Annotated in this window: 11 protein-coding genes; 6 read left to right on the plus strand and 5 right to left on the minus strand. The window is 72.5% G+C overall.

The window, feature by feature from the left end; all coding sequences use genetic code 11:
- The 5 genes from IF651_RS06435 to IF651_RS06455 all read left to right on the plus strand — a co-directional run bounded on the left by IF651_RS06435 (window position 1) and on the right by IF651_RS06455 (window position 8,972).
- Window positions 1-1,110, plus strand: a complete 1,110-nt coding sequence (locus tag IF651_RS06435; RefSeq protein ID WP_206715201.1) for a LacI family DNA-binding transcriptional regulator — start codon at window positions 1-3, stop codon at window positions 1,108-1,110.
- Between the two features lie 160 nt (window positions 1,111-1,270).
- Window positions 1,271-6,727, plus strand: a complete 5,457-nt coding sequence (locus tag IF651_RS06440) for a GH92 family glycosyl hydrolase (RefSeq protein ID WP_206715203.1) — start codon at window positions 1,271-1,273, stop codon at window positions 6,725-6,727.
- 160 nt (window positions 6,728-6,887) lie between these two features.
- On the plus strand, window positions 6,888-8,162 hold the full coding sequence (locus IF651_RS06445; protein ID WP_191828286.1) for an AGE family epimerase/isomerase: 1,275 nt from the start codon (window positions 6,888-6,890) through the stop codon (window positions 8,160-8,162).
- 98 nt (window positions 8,163-8,260) lie between these two features.
- Window positions 8,261-8,743 carry a GNAT family N-acetyltransferase gene (locus tag IF651_RS06450; RefSeq protein ID WP_338403807.1) on the plus strand — a complete coding sequence of 161 codons (483 nt, stop codon included), beginning with the start codon at window positions 8,261-8,263 and terminating at the stop codon, window positions 8,741-8,743.
- Window positions 8,744-8,750: 7 nt separating this feature from the next.
- On the plus strand, window positions 8,751-8,972 hold the full coding sequence (locus IF651_RS06455) for a response regulator transcription factor (RefSeq protein WP_422110452.1): 222 nt from the start codon (window positions 8,751-8,753) through the stop codon (window positions 8,970-8,972).
- A 97-nt stretch (window positions 8,973-9,069) separates the two neighbouring features.
- On the opposite strand, the gene IF651_RS18345 is transcribed toward IF651_RS06455, so the two are convergent.
- From IF651_RS18345 to IF651_RS06470, 3 genes are read right to left on the minus strand one after another with little or no spacing between them, the layout of a single operon-like run.
- Window positions 9,070-11,103 (minus strand): ABC transporter permease, encoded by a 2,034-nt coding sequence (locus IF651_RS18345; protein WP_191828287.1) that lies wholly within the window; start codon window positions 11,101-11,103, stop codon window positions 9,070-9,072.
- Window positions 11,104-11,125: 22 nt separating this feature from the next.
- Window positions 11,126-11,968 carry a molybdate ABC transporter substrate-binding protein gene (gene modA / locus IF651_RS06465; protein WP_191828288.1) on the minus strand — a complete coding sequence of 281 codons (843 nt, stop codon included), beginning with the start codon at window positions 11,966-11,968 and terminating at the stop codon, window positions 11,126-11,128.
- On the minus strand, window positions 11,965-12,369 hold the full coding sequence (locus tag IF651_RS06470) for a TOBE domain-containing protein (protein ID WP_191828289.1): 405 nt from the start codon (window positions 12,367-12,369) through the stop codon (window positions 11,965-11,967). The genes modA and IF651_RS06470 overlap by 4 nt, the downstream gene beginning before the upstream one ends.
- A gap of 143 nt (window positions 12,370-12,512) precedes the next feature.
- On the opposite strand from IF651_RS06470, the gene IF651_RS06475 reads away from it, so the two are divergent.
- A complete protein-coding gene (locus IF651_RS06475) occupies window positions 12,513-12,680 on the plus strand; it encodes a hypothetical protein (RefSeq protein ID WP_191828290.1) in 168 nt (55 codons plus the stop codon).
- 28 nt (window positions 12,681-12,708) lie between these two features.
- On the opposite strand, the gene IF651_RS06480 is transcribed toward IF651_RS06475, so the two are convergent.
- Both IF651_RS06480 and IF651_RS06485 read right to left on the minus strand, forming a co-directional pair.
- Window positions 12,709-13,146, minus strand: coding sequence for a VOC family protein (locus IF651_RS06480; protein ID WP_191828291.1), 438 nt, complete (start codon window positions 13,144-13,146; stop codon window positions 12,709-12,711).
- Window positions 13,147-13,246: 100 nt separating this feature from the next.
- On the minus strand, window positions 13,247-16,837 hold the full coding sequence (locus tag IF651_RS06485; RefSeq protein ID WP_191828292.1) for a LamG-like jellyroll fold domain-containing protein: 3,591 nt from the start codon (window positions 16,835-16,837) through the stop codon (window positions 13,247-13,249).
- Window positions 16,838-16,976: the final 139 nt, after the last annotated feature.

The raw sequence follows: 16,976 nt of genomic DNA on the forward strand, positions 1-16,976 counted from the left end.
ATGGCGACGCAGGAGATGGCCCAGGAGCGGCCCGACGGCGCAGCGCCGAGTCCGGTCGCCGCCGCTGACGGCGCGCCCCGGCGCGGGGGTCGGCGGCCCACGCTCGCGGCCGTCGCCGAGCTCGCGGGCGTGAGCCTCAAGACGGCGTCGCGCGTGCTCAACGACGAGCCAAACGTCGCGACCGCGACCCGTGAGCGCGTGCGCGCGTCGGCGCAGCAGCTCGGGTTCCGGCGCAACGCCGTCGCGGCAGACCTCGCGCGCGGCGGTTCGTCGCGGCTCGTCGGCTTCGTCACGGGGGATCTCGCCAACCCGTTCTACTCCGCGCTCGCCAGCGGGATCGAGCGTGAGCTGCGCCGGCACGAGCTCCAGCTCATCACGACGAGCTCCGACGAGGAGCCGGACCGGGAACGCTCGGTGACGGAGGCGCTCGTCGAGCGTCGCGTCGGTGCGTTGGTCGTGACCCCGACGTCGACCGACCACGCGTCCCTGCAGACCGAGATCGACAGCGACCTGCCGGTGGTGTTCGTGGACCGGCCGGCGCAGGGCGTGGAGGCCGACACGGTCGTGCTCGACAACCGGGGCGGTGTCCGCGACGCCGTCACGCACCTGCTCGCGCACGGGCACCGGCGCATCGCCCTCGTCGGCGACGTGTCGCGCCTGTGGACGTTCCAGGAGCGTCGCGACGAGTTCGTCGCGACCCTGCGCGACGCCGGCATCGAGGACCCGTCCCGCTACGTGCGCGACGGGGCGCACGACGACACGCTCGCCCACGCGTTCGTCACCGATCTCCTCGCGCTCCCGGAGCCGCCGACGGCCGTGCTCACCGCGAACAACAAGATCACGGTCGGTGCGCTGCACGCGCTCCGCGACCGTGCGTCCGCGCGTCCGGACGCATCGCCCGTCGCGCTCGTCGGGTTCGACGACTTCGCGCTCGCGGACCTCCTGGACGTCACGGTCGTCGGGTACGACGCGGTCGAGATGGGCCGACAGGCCGCGTCGCTCGCGGTCTCCCGCCGGGAGGACCCCGATCTCGCACCCCGGATGGTCGTCGTGCCGACGCGACTCGTGGTGCGGGGTACGGGCGAGATCGCGGGCCCCGGGTCGGCGTGAGCAGGTGGTCGGACCGCCTTTCAGAACCGGGTAGCAGTCCCGTTGACAAGCCCCGTGGAGGGGACGTAAGTTCACACCACGACTGACAGCGCTTACCAGCGCCCCTCGACGCAGGAGGACCACCCTGCGACCGAGACCGATCGAAGGAGATCGCGCCGCGATGAACCATCACGAAGCCCGCGCCGTGCGGGAACCCCGTCAGCCCGGGGACGCCAGACCATCCGCACCAGAGCTGCCGGGACGTCGTCGGGCCCGCCCGGTCGCCGCGGTGCTCGCCCTCGCTCTCGCCGCCCCCCTCGGCGGCATCGCCCTCGCTCAGCCGGCAGCCGCCGCGGAGCCGGGCGACTTCTCGTCGTCGTTCGAGGACGGTGACGCCGCGCCGCTCGAGTCCACCGTCGCACAGCGGGACGGGGCGCCCTGGCAGGACAACATCGCGTCCGGTCAGGCCGGGCTGCCCGGCAGCGTGCTGGGCGGCCTCGATGCCGTCACGGCGAGCGCGCAGAACCTGCCGAACGAGGGCGCCGCGAACCTCACGGACGGTTCCGCCGGGACCAAGTGGCTCGCGTTCGCCAGCACCGGCTGGGTGCGCTACGACTTCGCCGAGCCGGTCGCGATCTCCGCGTACGCGATGACTTCCGGCGGCGACGCCGCGGGCCGCGACCCGAAGGCCTGGACCATCGAGGGCTCGAACGACGGCACGACGTGGGAGCCCGTCGACCAGCGCACGGACGAGGACTTCCCCGACCGCGGCCAGCAGCGGATCTTCGAGCTCGACGCGATGAGCGAGGCGTACTCCTCCTACCGGCTGAGCATCACGGCGAACTCCGGCGACAGCATCGTCCAGCTCGCGGAGTGGGACCTGTCGGCCGATCTCGACGCGCTGCCGGAGGCGGCGCCCATGCACACAGCCGTCGGCTCCGGCCCGGCCGTGAACTTCACCAACAAGCCCGGGGTCGGGTTCACCGGCACGCACTCGCTGCGCTACGACGGGTCCCACCTGGGTGACGGCGAGGCGAACGCGACGAACGTCCTGTACGACGACGTGGACGTCGCCGTCGGCGACGACACCCGGCTGAGCTGGAAGATCTTCCCCGAGCTGCTCGACGACCTGCAGTACCCGTCGACCTTCGCGGCGGTGGACCTCGAGTTCACCGACGGCACCTTCCTGTCCGACCTCGACGCGAGCGACGCCCACGGCACGGGTGCCTCCGCGCAGGAGCAGGGCGAGGGCAAGATCCTCTACGCCGACCAGTGGAACTCGGTGCGCGTCGACCTCGGCGACGTCGCCGCCGGCAAGACGGTCGACAAGGTCCTCGTGGGCTACGACAACCCGGGCGGCGACGCGGGCACGCAGTTCGCCGGCTGGCTCGACGACGTCGCGATCGAGGCCTCGCCCGCGACGATCGACGGTTCCAGCCTCGCGAACTACGTCGACACGCGTCGCGGCACGATGGCGACGGGCAGCTTCTCGCGCGGGAACAACATCCCCGCGACGGCCGTGCCGAACGGCTTCAACTTCTGGGTCCCGTTCACGAACGCGGACTCCCAGAGCTGGCTGTACGAGTACCACAAGGGCAACAACGCCAACAACAAGCCCGTCATGGAGGGCTTCGGCATCTCGCACGAGCCGAGCCCCTGGATGGGTGACCGCAACCAGCTGACGTTCCTCCCGTCGACGGCGTCGGGCACACCGAGCGGCGCGCTCTCCGCGCGAGCGCTCGAGTTCGACCACGCCGACGAGACCGCGCGCCCCGACTACTACGGCGTGACGTTCACGAACGAGGCCGCTCTCGAGGCCACGCCCACGGACCACGGTGCCGTGCTGCGCTTCACCTACCCCGGCGACGTCGGGCACGTCCTGGTGGACAAGGTCGACGGGTCGTCCAAGATCACGCTCGACGCTGCGGCCGGCACCCTGTCCGGCTGGGTCGACAACGGATCCGGGCTGTCCGCGGGCCGCTCCCGCATGTTCGTCACCGGCACGTTCGACCGCAGCCCGACGGCGGTCGGCAACGCCGCCGGGAACCGAGCGGACGCGCGCTACGCCACGTTCGACACGTCGGCGGACGACACCGTCGAGCTGCGCGTCGCGACGTCGTTCATCAGCCTCGACCAGGCGCGGGCGAACCTGGAGATGGAGCTCTACCCGGGCGACGAGGCGACGACCTTCCACGACGTGAAGGACGCCGCGACGACCGCGTGGAACGACCAGCTGGGCGTCATCGAGGTCGAGGGCGCCAGCGAGGACGAGCTCGTCACGCTGTACTCCAACCTGTACCGCCTGAACCTCTACCCCAACTCGCAGTTCGAGAACACCGGGACCGCGGACGAGCCGCGCTACCAGTACGCGAGCCCGGTGGCGGCGAAGACCGGGTCGGCGACCGACACGCAGACGAACGCCAAGATCGTCGACGGCAAGATCTACGTCAACAACGGGTTCTGGGACACCTACCGCACCGCCTGGCCCGCCTACTCCCTGCTGTACCCGGAGAAGGCGGACGAGCTGATCGACGGGTTCGTCCAGCAGTACCGCGACAGCGGCTGGATCGCACGCTGGTCCTCGCCGGGCTACGCGGACCTCATGACGGGCACGAGCTCGGACGTCGCGTTCGCCGACGCCTACCTCAAGGGCTCGCTCGACACGGACTCCGCGCTCGAGGCCTACGACGCCGCGCTGAAGAACGCCACCGTCGCACCGCCGAACAACGCGGTGGGCCGCAAGGGCCTGGAGACCTCCCCGTTCCTCGGGTTCACCCCGGAGTCCACGCACGAGTCCGTGTCGTGGGGCCTGGAGGGCCTGATCAACGACTTCGGCGTCGGCAACATGGCCGCGGCGCTCGCTGACGACCCGGCCACACCGGACGAGCGCCGGGACACGCTGCGCGAGGAGTCCGCGTACTTCCTCGAGCGGGCCACGCACTACGTGGAGCTGTTCAACCCCGAGGTCGACTTCTTCACCCCGCGGCACGCCGACGGCTCGTGGGCCGTGGACCCGGAGACGTACGACCCCGAGGCCTGGGGCGGCGGCTACACCGAGACCAGCGGCTGGAACTTCGCGTTCCACGCGCCGCAGGACCCGCAGGGCCTCGCCAACCTCTACGGCGGCAAGGACGGGCTCGAGGACAAGCTCGACGAGTTCTTCTCCACCCCGGAGCTGGGCGCGGGCAGCGGCGGCATCCACGAGCAGCGCGAGGCGCGCGACGTGCGCATGGGCATGTGGGGCATGAGCAACCAGGTGTCCCACCACATCCCGTGGCTGTACGACGCGGCGGGCGCACCGTCCAAGACGCAGGAGAAGGTCCGTGAGGTCACGCGGCGGCTCTTCGTCGGCAGCGAGATCGGCCAGGGCTACCCGGGCGACGAGGACAACGGCGAGATGTCGTCGTGGTGGCTCTTCTCCGCGCTCGGCTTCTACCCGCTGCAGGTCGGCTCCGCCGAGTACGCGGTCGGTTCGCCGCTCTTCGACCAGGCCACCGTCCACCTCCCGGACGGCGACCTCGTGGTCAACGCCGAGAACAACTCGGTCGACAACGTCTACGTGCAGTCGCTCGCGGTCGACGGCGAGGCCCGCTCCTCGACGTCCCTGTCGCAGGAGGACCTCTCTGGCGGCGCGACGCTCGACTTCGTCATGGGTCCGGAGGCTTCCGACTGGGGCACCGGCGAGGACGACGCGCCGCCGTCGCTCACCGAGGGCGACGAGGCACCCGAGCCGGACCAGGACGTGACGACGGCGGGCCTCGGCTCGACGACCGTCGCGGACGGCGACGCGACGACGAGCGCGTCGGCCCTGGTGGACAACACGTCCGGCAGCCGGACGACGTTCGCCACCGCGACCCCGACGGTCTCGTGGTCGGGGAACGGCATCCGGCCGACCGTGGGGACGTACACCCTGACCTCCGGGGCGAGCGGGACGGCGTCGCCGTCCGCGTGGACCCTCGAGGGATCGGACGACGGCGAGACGTGGACCACGCTCGACGAGCGCTCCGGCGAAGACTTCCGCTGGGCGCTGCAGACGCGGCCCTTCACGGTCGCCGAGCCGGGTGCGTACGCCCACTACCGCGTCGCGGTGAGCGCGACCGAGGGCGACGGCGACCTGTCGCTCGCCGAGGTCGAGCTCCTCGCCGACCCGGACGAGTCCGGTGCCGACGGGCTCACCCTGAGCCCCGCCGCCGACCGTGACGCCGTCACGCGCCGCGAGGTCTCGGGCACGTTCGCGACGCTCACGGGCATCGACGGGACCGACGGCCTCGACGTGCAGGTCTCGTTCGGGGACGGCTCCGACGCCGTCGAGCCGACCCTCGTCCCCGGGGCCTTCGGCTCCTGGGCGGTGCGCGCTGCGCACACGTGGGACGCGCCCGGGGTCTACCCGGTCACGGTGACGGCCACGCCCGACGGCGGGGAGCCGGTCACCACGACCACGACGGTCACCGTGTCGCTCGTGCGCGAGGGTTCGATCCTCGGTGCGTACGACAACGTGTGCATCGGCGACCTGGGCACCACCGTCGGCTCGTGCGACGGCCAGGGCGTGTTCTTCGACCGGGCGCAGCTCGAGGAGGAGGGCGTCGTCCAGGGCGAGCGCATCGACGTCCCGGGCACCGACCTGCGGTTCGACCTGCCGGCGATCCCCGTCGGCGAGCCGGACAACGCGACCGGTGACGGCCAGACCATCGAGCTCGACGTCCCCGCGGACGCCACCCAGCTCTCGGTGATCGGGACCGGCACGGAGAAGAACCAGCAGGCCACGGGCAGGCTGACCTTCGACGACGGCACCACGCAGGACATCGACCTGAGCTTCGGCGACTGGTCGGGTTCCGCACGCAACCCGGTCTACGGCAACATCGCGGTGGCGGTGACCGACGACCGCCTGCGCGGCGGCAGCCCGCAGACCGGCACCCCGGCGGCGATCTTCGCCACCGCGCCGATCGACCTGCCGACCGGCAAGGCCCCCGTGAGCATCACGCTCCCGGACCAGCCGGGCGCGCTCGCGAGCGACGGACGCATCCACGTGTTCGCGGTCGCGCACGACGGGACCTTCGCGGAGCAGTCCGCGCTCGAGGTCTCGGCGGCCGAGGGCGTCAGCCTCGTCGCCGGCCAGGAGTCGGACGCGGTCCTCGCGTCCGTGACCGGTGGCCGCGAGGGTGCCGAGTACCGGGCCGCGATCACGTGGGGCGACGGGACCGACGTCGCACCCGGGACGGTCGACGAGGGTGCGGTCTCCGGGTCGCACGCCTACGCCGAGGCCGGCTCGTACACCGCGTCCGTGGTGGTCGACGACGGGTGGACGAGCACCGTGGTCGAGGTCCCGGTGACGGTGACCGAGGGTGCGGAGCTCGCGGTCGACGTCACGGCGAGCACCCGCTGCCTGGCCGGCAAGGTCTACGTGGCGGTGCGAGCGACCAACCAGGAGGACGAGCCGCTGGCGATCACGCTCGTCACGCCGTTCGGCACCAAGGAGTTCGCCGAGGTCGCGCCGGGCAAGAACGCGTACCAGTCGTTCGCGGCCCGGACGGCGTCCGTCGACGCCGGGACCGTCACGGTCGAGGCCGTGCGCGGTGCGGGCGACGAGGAGGTGACGTCGTCGATCGAGGCCGAGTACGCCGCGATCAGCTGCGGCTGACGGCCGCGCGTCGCGCACGCCCCGGTCCGTCCGGGGAGTGAGTCGAGAATGCACCACCGGCGGTGCCCCGGGATGATCGTCCCGGGGCACCGCTCCGTACCGGAGGAGGTGGCGGGCACGGTCCGTCCCGCCACCGATCCCGCACAGGAGAAGGACCGTCATGACCAGCGAACACCCGACCCCCGCCACCGACGTGGGCACCGATCTCGACGCGTGGCGCCGCGCCCAGCTCGCGGACCTGCTGCACTTCGGCGGAGCCTCGTTGCGCGCGGACGGAGCCGCGCAGTGGCTCGACGACGCCGGGCAGCCCGACCGCGGGCAGCCGGTGCACACGTGGATCACGTCGCGCATGGCGCACGTCTACGCGTTCGCGTCGTTGCTCGGAGCGCCGGGCGCCGGTGAGCTCGCGGACCGCGCGTTGCACGGGCTGCGCGCCGTGCTGGTGGACGCGACGTACGGCGGGTGGGTCGCGTCGCGGGGTCCCGCCGCCCGTCCGGGCGACGTGGACAGGAGCGAGGAAGGGCCGGTCGACGGGACCAAGAGCGCCTACGCGCACGCGTTCGTCGTGCTGGCCGCCGCATCCGGCACCATCGCCGGTCGGGACGGTGCGCGCGAGCTGCTCGACGCCGCGCTCGCCGTCCTGGACGAGCGGTTCTGGGAGCCGGGGGAGAACCTGCACGTGGACGAGTGGTCGCGCGACTGGTCGGCGCTCGACGAGTACCGCGGGGTCAACGCGAACATGCACTCGGTCGAGGCGCTGCTGGCCGCGCACGACGCGACGGGCGACGCGCGGTGGCTCGACCGCGCGGCCTCGATCGCGGACCGCGTGATCGGCTGGGCGGCGACGAACGACTGGCGCATCCCCGAGCACTTCGACACGTCGTGGAACCCTCTCCCCGAGTTCAACGCCGACCGCCCGCGCGACCCGTTCAAGCCGTACGGCTCGACTCCCGGCCACGGGCTGGAGTGGGCGCGGCTGCTGCTGCAGGTCGACGTCGCGGCGGGCACCCCCGGCGCCCGCACGGACGCCGCGGTCGCGCTGTTCGACCGGGCCGTCGCCGACGGCTGGGACGGTGAGCACGGCGGCGGGTTCGTGTACACGGTCGACTGGTCGGGTGCGCCGGTCGAGCCGCGCCGCTACCACTGGGTCGCCGCGGAGGCCGCCGCTGCTGCGGACGTGCTGGGACGCGTCACGGGCGAGGAACGCTACGCCGAGCTCGCGGCGGGCTGGTGGGCGTGGATCGACGCGAACCTCGTCGACCACGAGCGCGGCTCCTGGCACCACGAGCTCGACACGGCCAACCGCCCCGACGGCGTCACGTGGGTCGGCAAGCCGGACGTCTACCATGCGGCGCAGGCGGTCATCCTCCCGGATCTCCCCCTGACGGGCTCGCTGGCGGCGTCGGCCAAGGCGGCAGGCCGCATCCTCGGCTGACCCCTGCGAGATCGACCCGAGCGTGCCGACGTCGACCTACCGAGGGTCGATCTGGAACGCTCGGGTCGATCTCGCGGTGGGTGCTTAGAGTTGCCTGCGTGGTTGACATCGATTCCCCGCCCCGGCTGCGCATCGTCGAGCTCGCCGCCGGCGACCCGCGCTGGGAGTCCGCGCTGCCCGTCCTGCAGGAGCTGCGGCCGCACCTGACCGTCGAGCTCCTGGCACAGGTCCTCGCCGACGACGCACCCGGACCGCGCTTCCTCGCGGCGTTCGAGTCCGTGCCCGACGCCGCGACCGCGGCCCCGTCGGCTCCCGCGGTCTGCCTCGGGGTCGCGGGGTGGCGCGTGATCGCGAACACGAGCACGGGGCGCAAGCTGTACGTCGACGACCTGGTCACGGCCTCCGGCGTCCGGTCCGGCGGCGTCGGTGCGGCGCTGCTGGGCGAGCTCGAGCGCCGGGCCCGGGCGGCGGGGTGCACCGTGCTCGACCTCGACTCCGGCGTCCAGCGGTTCGATGCGCACCGGTTCTACCTGCGCGAACGCCTGAGCATCGTCTCGCACCACTTCGCGAAGACCCTCTGACGCGCCGGTGGCCCCGTTCCAGCCGATCGACCCCCTCACCGAGCGGGAGGAGGAGGTGCTCTCGCTGGTCGCGCGGGGCCAGACCAACGCCGAGATCGCCACCGAGCTCTTCGTCGGCCTGAGCACGGTCAAGACCCACGTCGCGTCGCTGATGACCAAGCTCGGAGTCCGCAACCGCGTCGAGGTCGCGGTGTGGGCATACGACACCAGACGTGTGCGAGCCGGCTGAGCGGGCAGGCCGCACGTCAGGCTGAGCGGCAGTGCCCGGTGCCTGCGGGCCCCTGACCTGCGACGGAGCCTGATCGTCCGGGGCGCGACCCTCGGCGTCAGCGCCTGTGGACACCGACCTCGGCTGCCTTCACCACGAACCAGACCCGCTCGCCCGGCGCGAGGCGCAGCTCGACGACGGCGCGTGGGGTGAGGTCGGCGGCGAGGTGGGGGCCGTCGTCGGGCCTGCGATCGCTGATCCTGCCGCCGGCGGGCCTGCCCCAGACGCGGACCAGGGGACCGTGTGGCTCGACGCTCGTGACGACGACGGCGAACGCGTTGCGCGGGCTGCCCTCCGGCGTCGTGCGGTGCACGCCCACGGCGCGCGGCTCGAACACGGCGACCGCGGGGTCACCCACGGAAACGGGTTCGCCGGCGGTTCCGACGACGCGAGCGCCGGTCGCGGCGAGCGTGCACACCGCGTCGTCGACGGACTCGAGCGTGCCGGCGAGCAGGTTCACCCCGGCCAGGCGTGCGGCAAACCGTGACCGGGGCCGGGTCACGACGTCGGCGGCGGGTCCGTCCTCGACCACGCGCCCGGCCTCGAGCACGACGACGCGGTCCGCCAGGACCAGCACGTCCAGCAGGTCGTGGGTCACCAGGAGGGTGGTGCGGGGCTGGGCCCGCTGCGCGTCGTGCAAGGCGGTGCGCACGTGCTGGGCAACACCGACGTCGAGCGACGCGAGAGGTTCGTCGAGCAGGAGGACGTCCGGGTCCGTCGCCAGTGCGCGCGCCACGGAGGCTCGCTGCGCCTGGCCTCCGGACAGATCGGTCGCGCGGCGGCCGGCCAGCTCCACGATCCCGACCCGACCCAGCGCCCCCCGGGCCAGCTCGCGTGCCGCGCCCCGCGAGGCTCCGCGCGCGCGGGGGCCGAAGGCCGCGTTCGCCTCGACGCTCAGGTGCGCGAACAGCAGCGGACGCTGGCTCACCCAGGCGACGTGCCGCTCGCGGGCGTGGGCGCGGGACACGTCGGTGCCGTCGAGCACGACGCTCGACCCGCGCGCCGTCCGCGTGTCCAGCAGGCCCGCGACGACCTGCACGAGCGTGGACTTGCCCGCGCCGTTGTCGCCCAGGATCGCCACGACCTCGCCCGGTGCGACGTCGAGCTCGACGTTCACTCCGCGCTCCGGCACGACGGCGCGCACGTGCAGCGCGACCGGTGGCCGCGCCGCGGCCCGGTCGCCGGACCATGGCTCGACCTCGCCCGACCATGGCGCGACCTCGGCGGGCGCGGTGTCGCGGGGGGCGGGCGTGCCGTCGGGCCGCGGACGACGACGCGGGGTGCGGGCCGCGGTCGGGCCGCCGAGGAGGCCGGGGCCGTGGACCGCGGCGGTGATGACCACGGCGACCACGACGAGGACGAGCGACAGCGCGACCGCCGCGTCCGGGTCGGCGCTGCGCTGCAGGTAGATCTCGAGCGGGAGGGTCTGGGTGACGCCCTGCAGCGCGCCAGCGAACGTGATGGTCGCGCCGAACTCGCCGAGCGCCCGCGCGAACGCGAGCACCGAGCCGGACGCGAGGGCGGGCAGGACGCGGGGGAGGGTGACGCGGCGCAGGACGGTCGTGGGTCGGGCGCCGAGCGTCGCCGCGACGTCCTCGAACCGAGTGTCCTGCGTGCGCAGCGCGCCCTCCATGCTCAGCACGAGGAACGGGAGGGCGACGAACGTCTGCGCCATGACCACCGCGGTCGTCGAGAACGCGATCGAGATCCCCAGCACCTCCAGGTGCTCGCCGATCAGCCCGCGCCGCCCGAACGTGTACAGCAGCGCGATGCCGCCGACCACCGGTGGCAGGACCAGCGGCAGCAGCACCAGCGAGCGGGCGACGCGCTGCCCCGGGAACGTGGTGCGTGCGAGCACCAGCGCCATCGGTGCGCCGAGGACCAGGCAGCACGCGGTCGCGGTCAGCGACGTCCGCAGCGACAGCCCGAGCGCGTCCAGCGCTTCGTCCGAGGTGATCAGCGCCCAGAGTCCGCCGGTCCCGTCGGGGCCGGGCGCGACGTCGACCCGCAGCACCAGAGCGGCCAGCGGGACCACGACGAACAGCGCCCCCAGCGCGGCCGGGACCAGCGTCCAGCGGGGCAGCCCGCGCATCAGCGCCTCCGGAGCGGCGCGGTCACGGCGCGCCGAACCCCGCGGTGCGCAGCGCCGCCTGCCCGTCGGGCCCGGTCACGTGGTCGACCCAGTCCTGCGCCAGCTCGGCCTGCTCCGGTCCCGCGTCCGACGCCGCGGACACCACCGCGATCGGGTACGTGTTGGTCGCGGCGCCCGTCTCGGGGACGTCCACGACACCGACGTCCTCGCCCGCCAGCGTCGCGTCCGTGACGTAGACGAGCCCGGCGTCGGCCTCGCCGGCGATGACCTTGCCGAGCACGTCGGTCACGTTGGCCTCCTCGCTCACGCGGTGGATCGTGGCGCCCGCCGCCTCCTCGACCGTGTCGGTGGCGCCGCCGCACGGCACCTCCGGTGCGCACACGACGACCTTGACGTCGTCACGCGCGAGGTCGGCGAAGTTCTCGATTCCGGCGGGGTTGCCGGGCGGTGTCACCACGGTGAGCGTGTTCGTCGCGAACGCGACGGGGTCGCTCGCGTCTCCAGCGTCGACGACGCGGTCCATGTTCCGCTCGTCCGCCGACGCGAGCACGTCCGCAGGTGCACCCGCGAGGATCTGGTCGCCGAGGTCGGAGGAACCGGCGAACGACAGCGCGACGTGCACGCCGTCGTGCTCGTCCTCGAAGTCGTCGGCGAGGTCCGCGAACACGTCCCGCAGCGACGCGGCCGCCAGCACGGTGAGCGTCCGGTCCTGCCCGCTGCCCGACGCCGCGCCGTCACCCCCGGAGTCCTCCCCGCCGCACGCGGTGAGCACCAGGGCGGTGGCGAGCCCGAGCGCGGCCGCGCGTACCTGGGTGCGGACCCCGACGGGGCGAGCCGACGGCGTCGGGCCGGAGGATGGCGTCACGCCGCACCGCCCGGTGTCTCGACCACGACGTTCGTCGCCTTGACCACGGCCACTGCGAGGCTGCCCGGCTCCAGGCCGAGCTCGCGCACCGCCTCGGTGCTCATGAGCGACACGACGCGCTGCCCGCGACACAGCATCTCCACCTGGGACATCACCGTGTCGCTCACGACGTCCGTCACGAGCCCGACGAACCGGTTGCGCGCCGACCGTGCCACGCCGGACGGGTCCGGGGTCGGGTGCGCCTGGGCGGCGGCGAACGTGGCGAGCTGCGCGCCGTCGAGCACCTTGCGGCCGGCGTCGTCGGTGCTCGCGGGGAGGTCGCCGGCGTCGACCCACCGTCGCACCGTGTCGTCACTGACTCCGAGAAGGCTCGCGGCCTGGCTGATCCGATAATGCGGCATGGAATAGACGATAGCCGCGCATCTGCGGGGCGAACACTGCATTCCGGGTGCAGCACTCGAGCTGGTCTGCAGCGCTCGACGGCGCGGACCGTACGCTGGCGGACGTGAGGCCGACGACGCGGGGTCAGGGTGGAGTCAGTGGGATGAGTCTTGTCGTCGAGGCACCTGCGGCGGCGGACGTGCTCGCGCTGCTGCACGAGCATCTCGACGAGATGCACGCGACGTCGCCGCGCCACGGGTTCGTCGCGTGCCCGCCGTTCGCCGCCTACATGGACGACCCGAACAGCGTGTACCTGACGATCGCGCTCTGAGACGGGCCGCTGACGCGACGGCCGGTCCTCAGGAGGGCTGCAGCTCCTGGGCGAGCATCACGATGATGCCGCTCGGCCCGCGCACGTAGCTGAGCCGGTAGACGTCCTGGTAGCTCGCCACCCCGCGCAGCGGGTAGCACCCGTGCCGTGCGGCGATCTCGAGCGAGGCGTCGATGTCGTCGACCGCGAAGGCGACGCGGTGCATGCCGATCTCGTGCGGGAGGGTGGGTTCCGTCTCGATCGCGTCGGGGTGAAGATACTCGAAGAGCTCGAGGCGGCCGTGTCCGTCGGGCGTCTGGAGCATCGCGATCTTCGCGTGGTTGCCGTCGAGCCCGACGGCGGTGTCGGCCCACTCGCCGCTGACCGTGTCGCGACCGACGACCGTGAGCCCGAGGTCCGTGAAGAAGGCGATCGTCGCCTCGATGTCCCGGACCGCGATGCCGACGTTCTCCAGCCTGATGCTCATACGCGGCATGCTACCGATCAGGTACGACGGCGGGCCGCCCCCCTCGTGAGGGGGACGGCCCGCCGGCGGGCATCCTGATCAGCCGCAGGCCGGCCGCAGGTCAGCCACAGCTGACCGCCGCGTACTCCGCGGTGACGACCGACTCGCGGCCGTCGGCGGAGTCGTCGGACAGGCGTGCCGTCACCGTCGCCGTGCCGGCCGACATCTCGCCGCGCACCCTGAAGCTCTGGTACGCGGACTTCCCCGGCGCCACGTCGTCGAAGGTCGTGGACCCCGCGGGCGTCGTGAGGGTGATGTCCACCGGCTCGTCCTCGTCGTTCACCGCACGGACAGCGATGTACGGCGCGGACGCCAGGCACCGTCCGCTCGCCGTGGCCGTGACGGCCACCGGCTCCGAGTCGCCGCCCGCGTAGAGGTCGGCCACCTCGTCCGCGGTGAGGGCGTGGTCGAACGCCTGGACCTCGTCGATGTCACCGTCCCACCAGTCGCCGGGCTGGTGGTTGTACGCACCGCGACCGATCGAGAACGAGCCCGTGCTCTGCACGGGGGTCGCGGCCTCCGCCTCGGAGACCTGCGAGCCGTCGACGAACAGCCGGACCTTGCCCGCCGCCGCGTCGTGGACGCCGACGAGGTGGTACCAGCGCTCGAGCTCCGGGGTCGTGGGTAGCGTCGCACGCCGGCCGCCCGGCGTGCTGAACGCCCAGGCGCCCTGGCCGTACTGCAGGTAGAAGGGGTTCTCGGTGTTCGGGCCGTCCTGGCTCACGGCCGTGGCGTAGTTGCCGGGCAGCGAGTCGAGCGTGACCCACGCGGAGACCGAGTAGTCGCCGGTGGTGTCGACCACGGCGGTGTCCGTGTCGGCGGAGTCGCCGTCGCCGTCGCCGTCGAAGTGCAGGGCGGACCCGTGCACACCGTCGACCCAGGCCGCGTCACCGGAGAGCGTCAGGGGGCTGCTCCCGGAGGCGTCGGCCGACGTCGTCCCCTCGCCCTCGTCGAGCAGCCACTGCCCGCTGCCGGGCGCCGCGGGCGGCTCCGTCCCTGCTGCGGCACCGGCCGCGATGACCTTCTCGTTGATCGCCCGGACAGGGCCCGGGTCGACCTTGAGGACCTTGCGGTCGTAGGTCCAGAACCCGTTGATCTCGTTCTCCAGGTCCGTGACCTGCGTGTACACCGAACCGGACAGGTCCGTGCGGGCGCGGTCCAGGTAGAACGTCCTGGTGTTGTCCACGTACTTCTGGGTGAACGCGGCGTTGTCCGGGACACCGCTGTAGATGGCGGCCGGGGCGCCGGGCCACAGGTGCCCGGGCGTGGGCAGCGTGAACCCGCCGTGCTCGCCGTCCATCGCGGCCCGGGTCTCGTCCGGGAAGGCGGGCTCGGTGTTCGTGTAGTCGTGGTGGTCGAGGATGTCGCCCGTCCCCGAGTCGCCCTTCGAGCTGCAGCAGTTGACGCCGCTGTGCGTGTTGACGACGCGCGACGGGTCGGCCGCCTTCACCTCGTCGGCGAACTCACCGGTCGCCTCGCGGTTCCACTCGCCGAAGCCCTCGTTGAACAGGATCCACCCGATGACCGACGGCGAGTCGTGCAGCTCGCGCATGGTCTCGAAGCCCTCGTCCATGAACTCCTGCTGGCCCTCGGTGCCGGTGTAGTCGCCGGGGACGAAGTCCTGCCACACGAGCATGCCGATCTGGTCCGCGTGGTAGTACCAGCGGGCCGGCTCGACCTTGATGTGCTTGCGGATCGCGTTGAAGCCCAGGTCCTTCTGCGCCTGGATGTCGAACTCGAGCGCCTCGTCGCTCGGGGCGGTGTACAGGCCGTCGGGCCAGAACCCCTGGTCGAGCATCGCGAGCGAGAACGTCGGGTCGCCGTTGAGGACCAGCTTGGGCACGCCGCCCACGTCCTCGACCCCGACCGAGCGCATGCCGAAGTAGCTGTCGACGTGGTCGGCGGCTGTGTCGTCGGTGCCGTCGGTGAGCGTCACGTCGAGGTCGTACAGGTACGGGTCGTCCGGGGACCACAGGTGCGGACTCGGCACGGGCAGCGTCAGGTCCTGCCCGACGCCGCCGGTCACCCGCCCGACCTCGTCGCCGTCCGCGTCGGTCGCGATCGCGGTGACGGTCGCGTCGTCGGACGCCCCGTCGGAGCGCACGTGCACGGCGAGGGACTGGTCGTCGACGTCGGGCGTCGTGACGAGCTCGTCGATCGACGCGTCGGCGACCGGCTCCATCCAGACCGTCTGCCAGATGCCCGAGGACGCGGTGTAGAAGATCCCGCTCGGGTTCGGCGTCTGCTTTCCGCGGGGCTGGTCGTCACCGGTCGTGTCGGTGACGGCGACGACGATCTCCTGCGGCCCGGTGCCCACCAGGGCATCGGTGACGTCCGCGCTGAACGCGTCGTACCCGCCGGTGTGCTGCGCCACCTGGGTGCCGTTCACCCACACCGTCGCCGTGTTGTCCACGGCGCCGAAGTTGAGGCGCAGGCGCTCGCCGTCGCCGATGTCCCAGCCGGCGGGCACGTCGACCTGCGTCCGGTAGAACATGTGGTCCTCGTGGCGCTCCAGGCCGGAGAGCTGGGACTCGACCGGGAACGGCACGACGATCCTCTCGTCGAGGTCCTTGCCGAACACGGGCTGCTCGCCCTCCGCGGCGCCGGCGAACTGCCACTCGCCGTTCAGGCTCTGCCACCGGTCGCGCACGAGCTGCGGACGCGGGTACTCGGGAAGCGGGTCCGTGGGGTCGAGGTCCTCGCCCCACTGCGTCATGAGACGGTGCTCGGAGCGGTTCGTCGCGGTCCGGATGACTTGCGGGACCGCCTCCCCGCCGACGGTGAGGGACCCCTCGCCGTCGTACGAGACCTGGACCTTGGCCGTCTTCTGGACGGGCTCGTCGAGGTCCACGAGGACGACGGCGGGGTCGTTCGTCGACGGGGTGACGGAACCGACGGGCATCGCGATGGTGTCGGACTCCACCGCGAGGTGCTCCGCCAGGTCCTCCGTGCCGGCGACGTCGTCGGTGAACGTCAGGCGCAGCTGGTCGCCGTCGGCCGTGACGGACGACGCCATCGGGAAGACCTCGTAGTCCGCGGGCGGTGTGTACGCCGACTCGGGGACGATCTGGCGATCGATCGTGTCGCTGGACCAGCGCAGGTACATGCTGGCCCCGCCGCCGTCCTGGAAGTACTCGAGCTCGAGGTCGTGCTCGCCGGCCGTGAGGTGGACGGGCTCGCTGGTCTGCTCCTTGTCCCAGTCCGGCAGCCAGTGGTCGATGACGAGCTCACCGTCGATGAAGAGGCGGAACCCGTTGTCGCCGGTCGCATAGAACGTGTAGTCGCCGTCCTCGGGCGGGGTGATCTGCCCGGTCCAGCGCACGGTGACGTTCTCGGTCTGGCCGGTGAGCTTCTTGAAGTTGGCCACGAGGCCGGCCCCGTTGAGCTCCGGGTCGAGCGTCGTGCCGCCGAGCTCGGCGAAGTCGCGCGCCTCGGGAGCACTCATCCGGTAGTAGTCGCCGCGCAGGCCGTGCGGCTGGGCGTTCGGGTCGTCCTCGGGCGGGTCCGTGGCGTCGTCGGCCGCCGTGACAGCCGGTGTCGGGCCCGACGGCGCGGGCGCGGCCACGGCGGGCAGCGCGCCACCCAGGGCCAGGGTGCCCGCCAGGAGGGCGGTGAGCGGGAGCAGGGCGTGGCGCCCTCGTGATATCGACATCGATCCTCACAGGTTGGTGGTGCTGCGATGCACCTCGGGCGGCGTGGACGGCGGGTACCGGCCACGACCCGAGTGTTCGAACAGTAAGTCTCATGTTCGACTTTGTGCAACCGTGGGGGATCGTGTTGTTGTCTTACGG

It is taken from the genome of Cellulosimicrobium arenosum, from assembly GCF_014837295.1.
Lineage (GTDB): Bacteria > Actinomycetota > Actinomycetes > Actinomycetales > Cellulomonadaceae > Cellulosimicrobium > Cellulosimicrobium arenosum.

Bases quoted from the DNA above. Each gene is read 5' to 3' on its own strand.
- IF651_RS06435 (WP_206715201.1), top strand. From the start codon at position 1: ATGGCGACGCAGGAGATGGCCCAGGAGCGGCCCGACGGCGCAGCGCCG.
- IF651_RS06440 (WP_206715203.1), top strand. From the start codon at position 1,271: ATGAACCATCACGAAGCCCGCGCCGTGCGGGAACCCCGTCAGCCCGGG.
- IF651_RS06445 (WP_191828286.1), top strand. From the start codon at position 6,888: ATGACCAGCGAACACCCGACCCCCGCCACCGACGTGGGCACCGATCTC.
- IF651_RS18345 (WP_191828287.1), bottom strand. From the start codon at position 11,103: ATGCGCGGGCTGCCCCGCTGGACGCTGGTCCCGGCCGCGCTGGGGGCG.
- IF651_RS06470 (WP_191828289.1), bottom strand. From the start codon at position 12,369: ATGCCGCATTATCGGATCAGCCAGGCCGCGAGCCTTCTCGGAGTCAGT.
- IF651_RS06475 (WP_191828290.1), top strand. From the start codon at position 12,513: ATGAGTCTTGTCGTCGAGGCACCTGCGGCGGCGGACGTGCTCGCGCTG.
- IF651_RS06480 (WP_191828291.1), bottom strand. From the start codon at position 13,146: ATGAGCATCAGGCTGGAGAACGTCGGCATCGCGGTCCGGGACATCGAG.
- IF651_RS06485 (WP_191828292.1), bottom strand. From the start codon at position 16,837: ATGTCGATATCACGAGGGCGCCACGCCCTGCTCCCGCTCACCGCCCTC.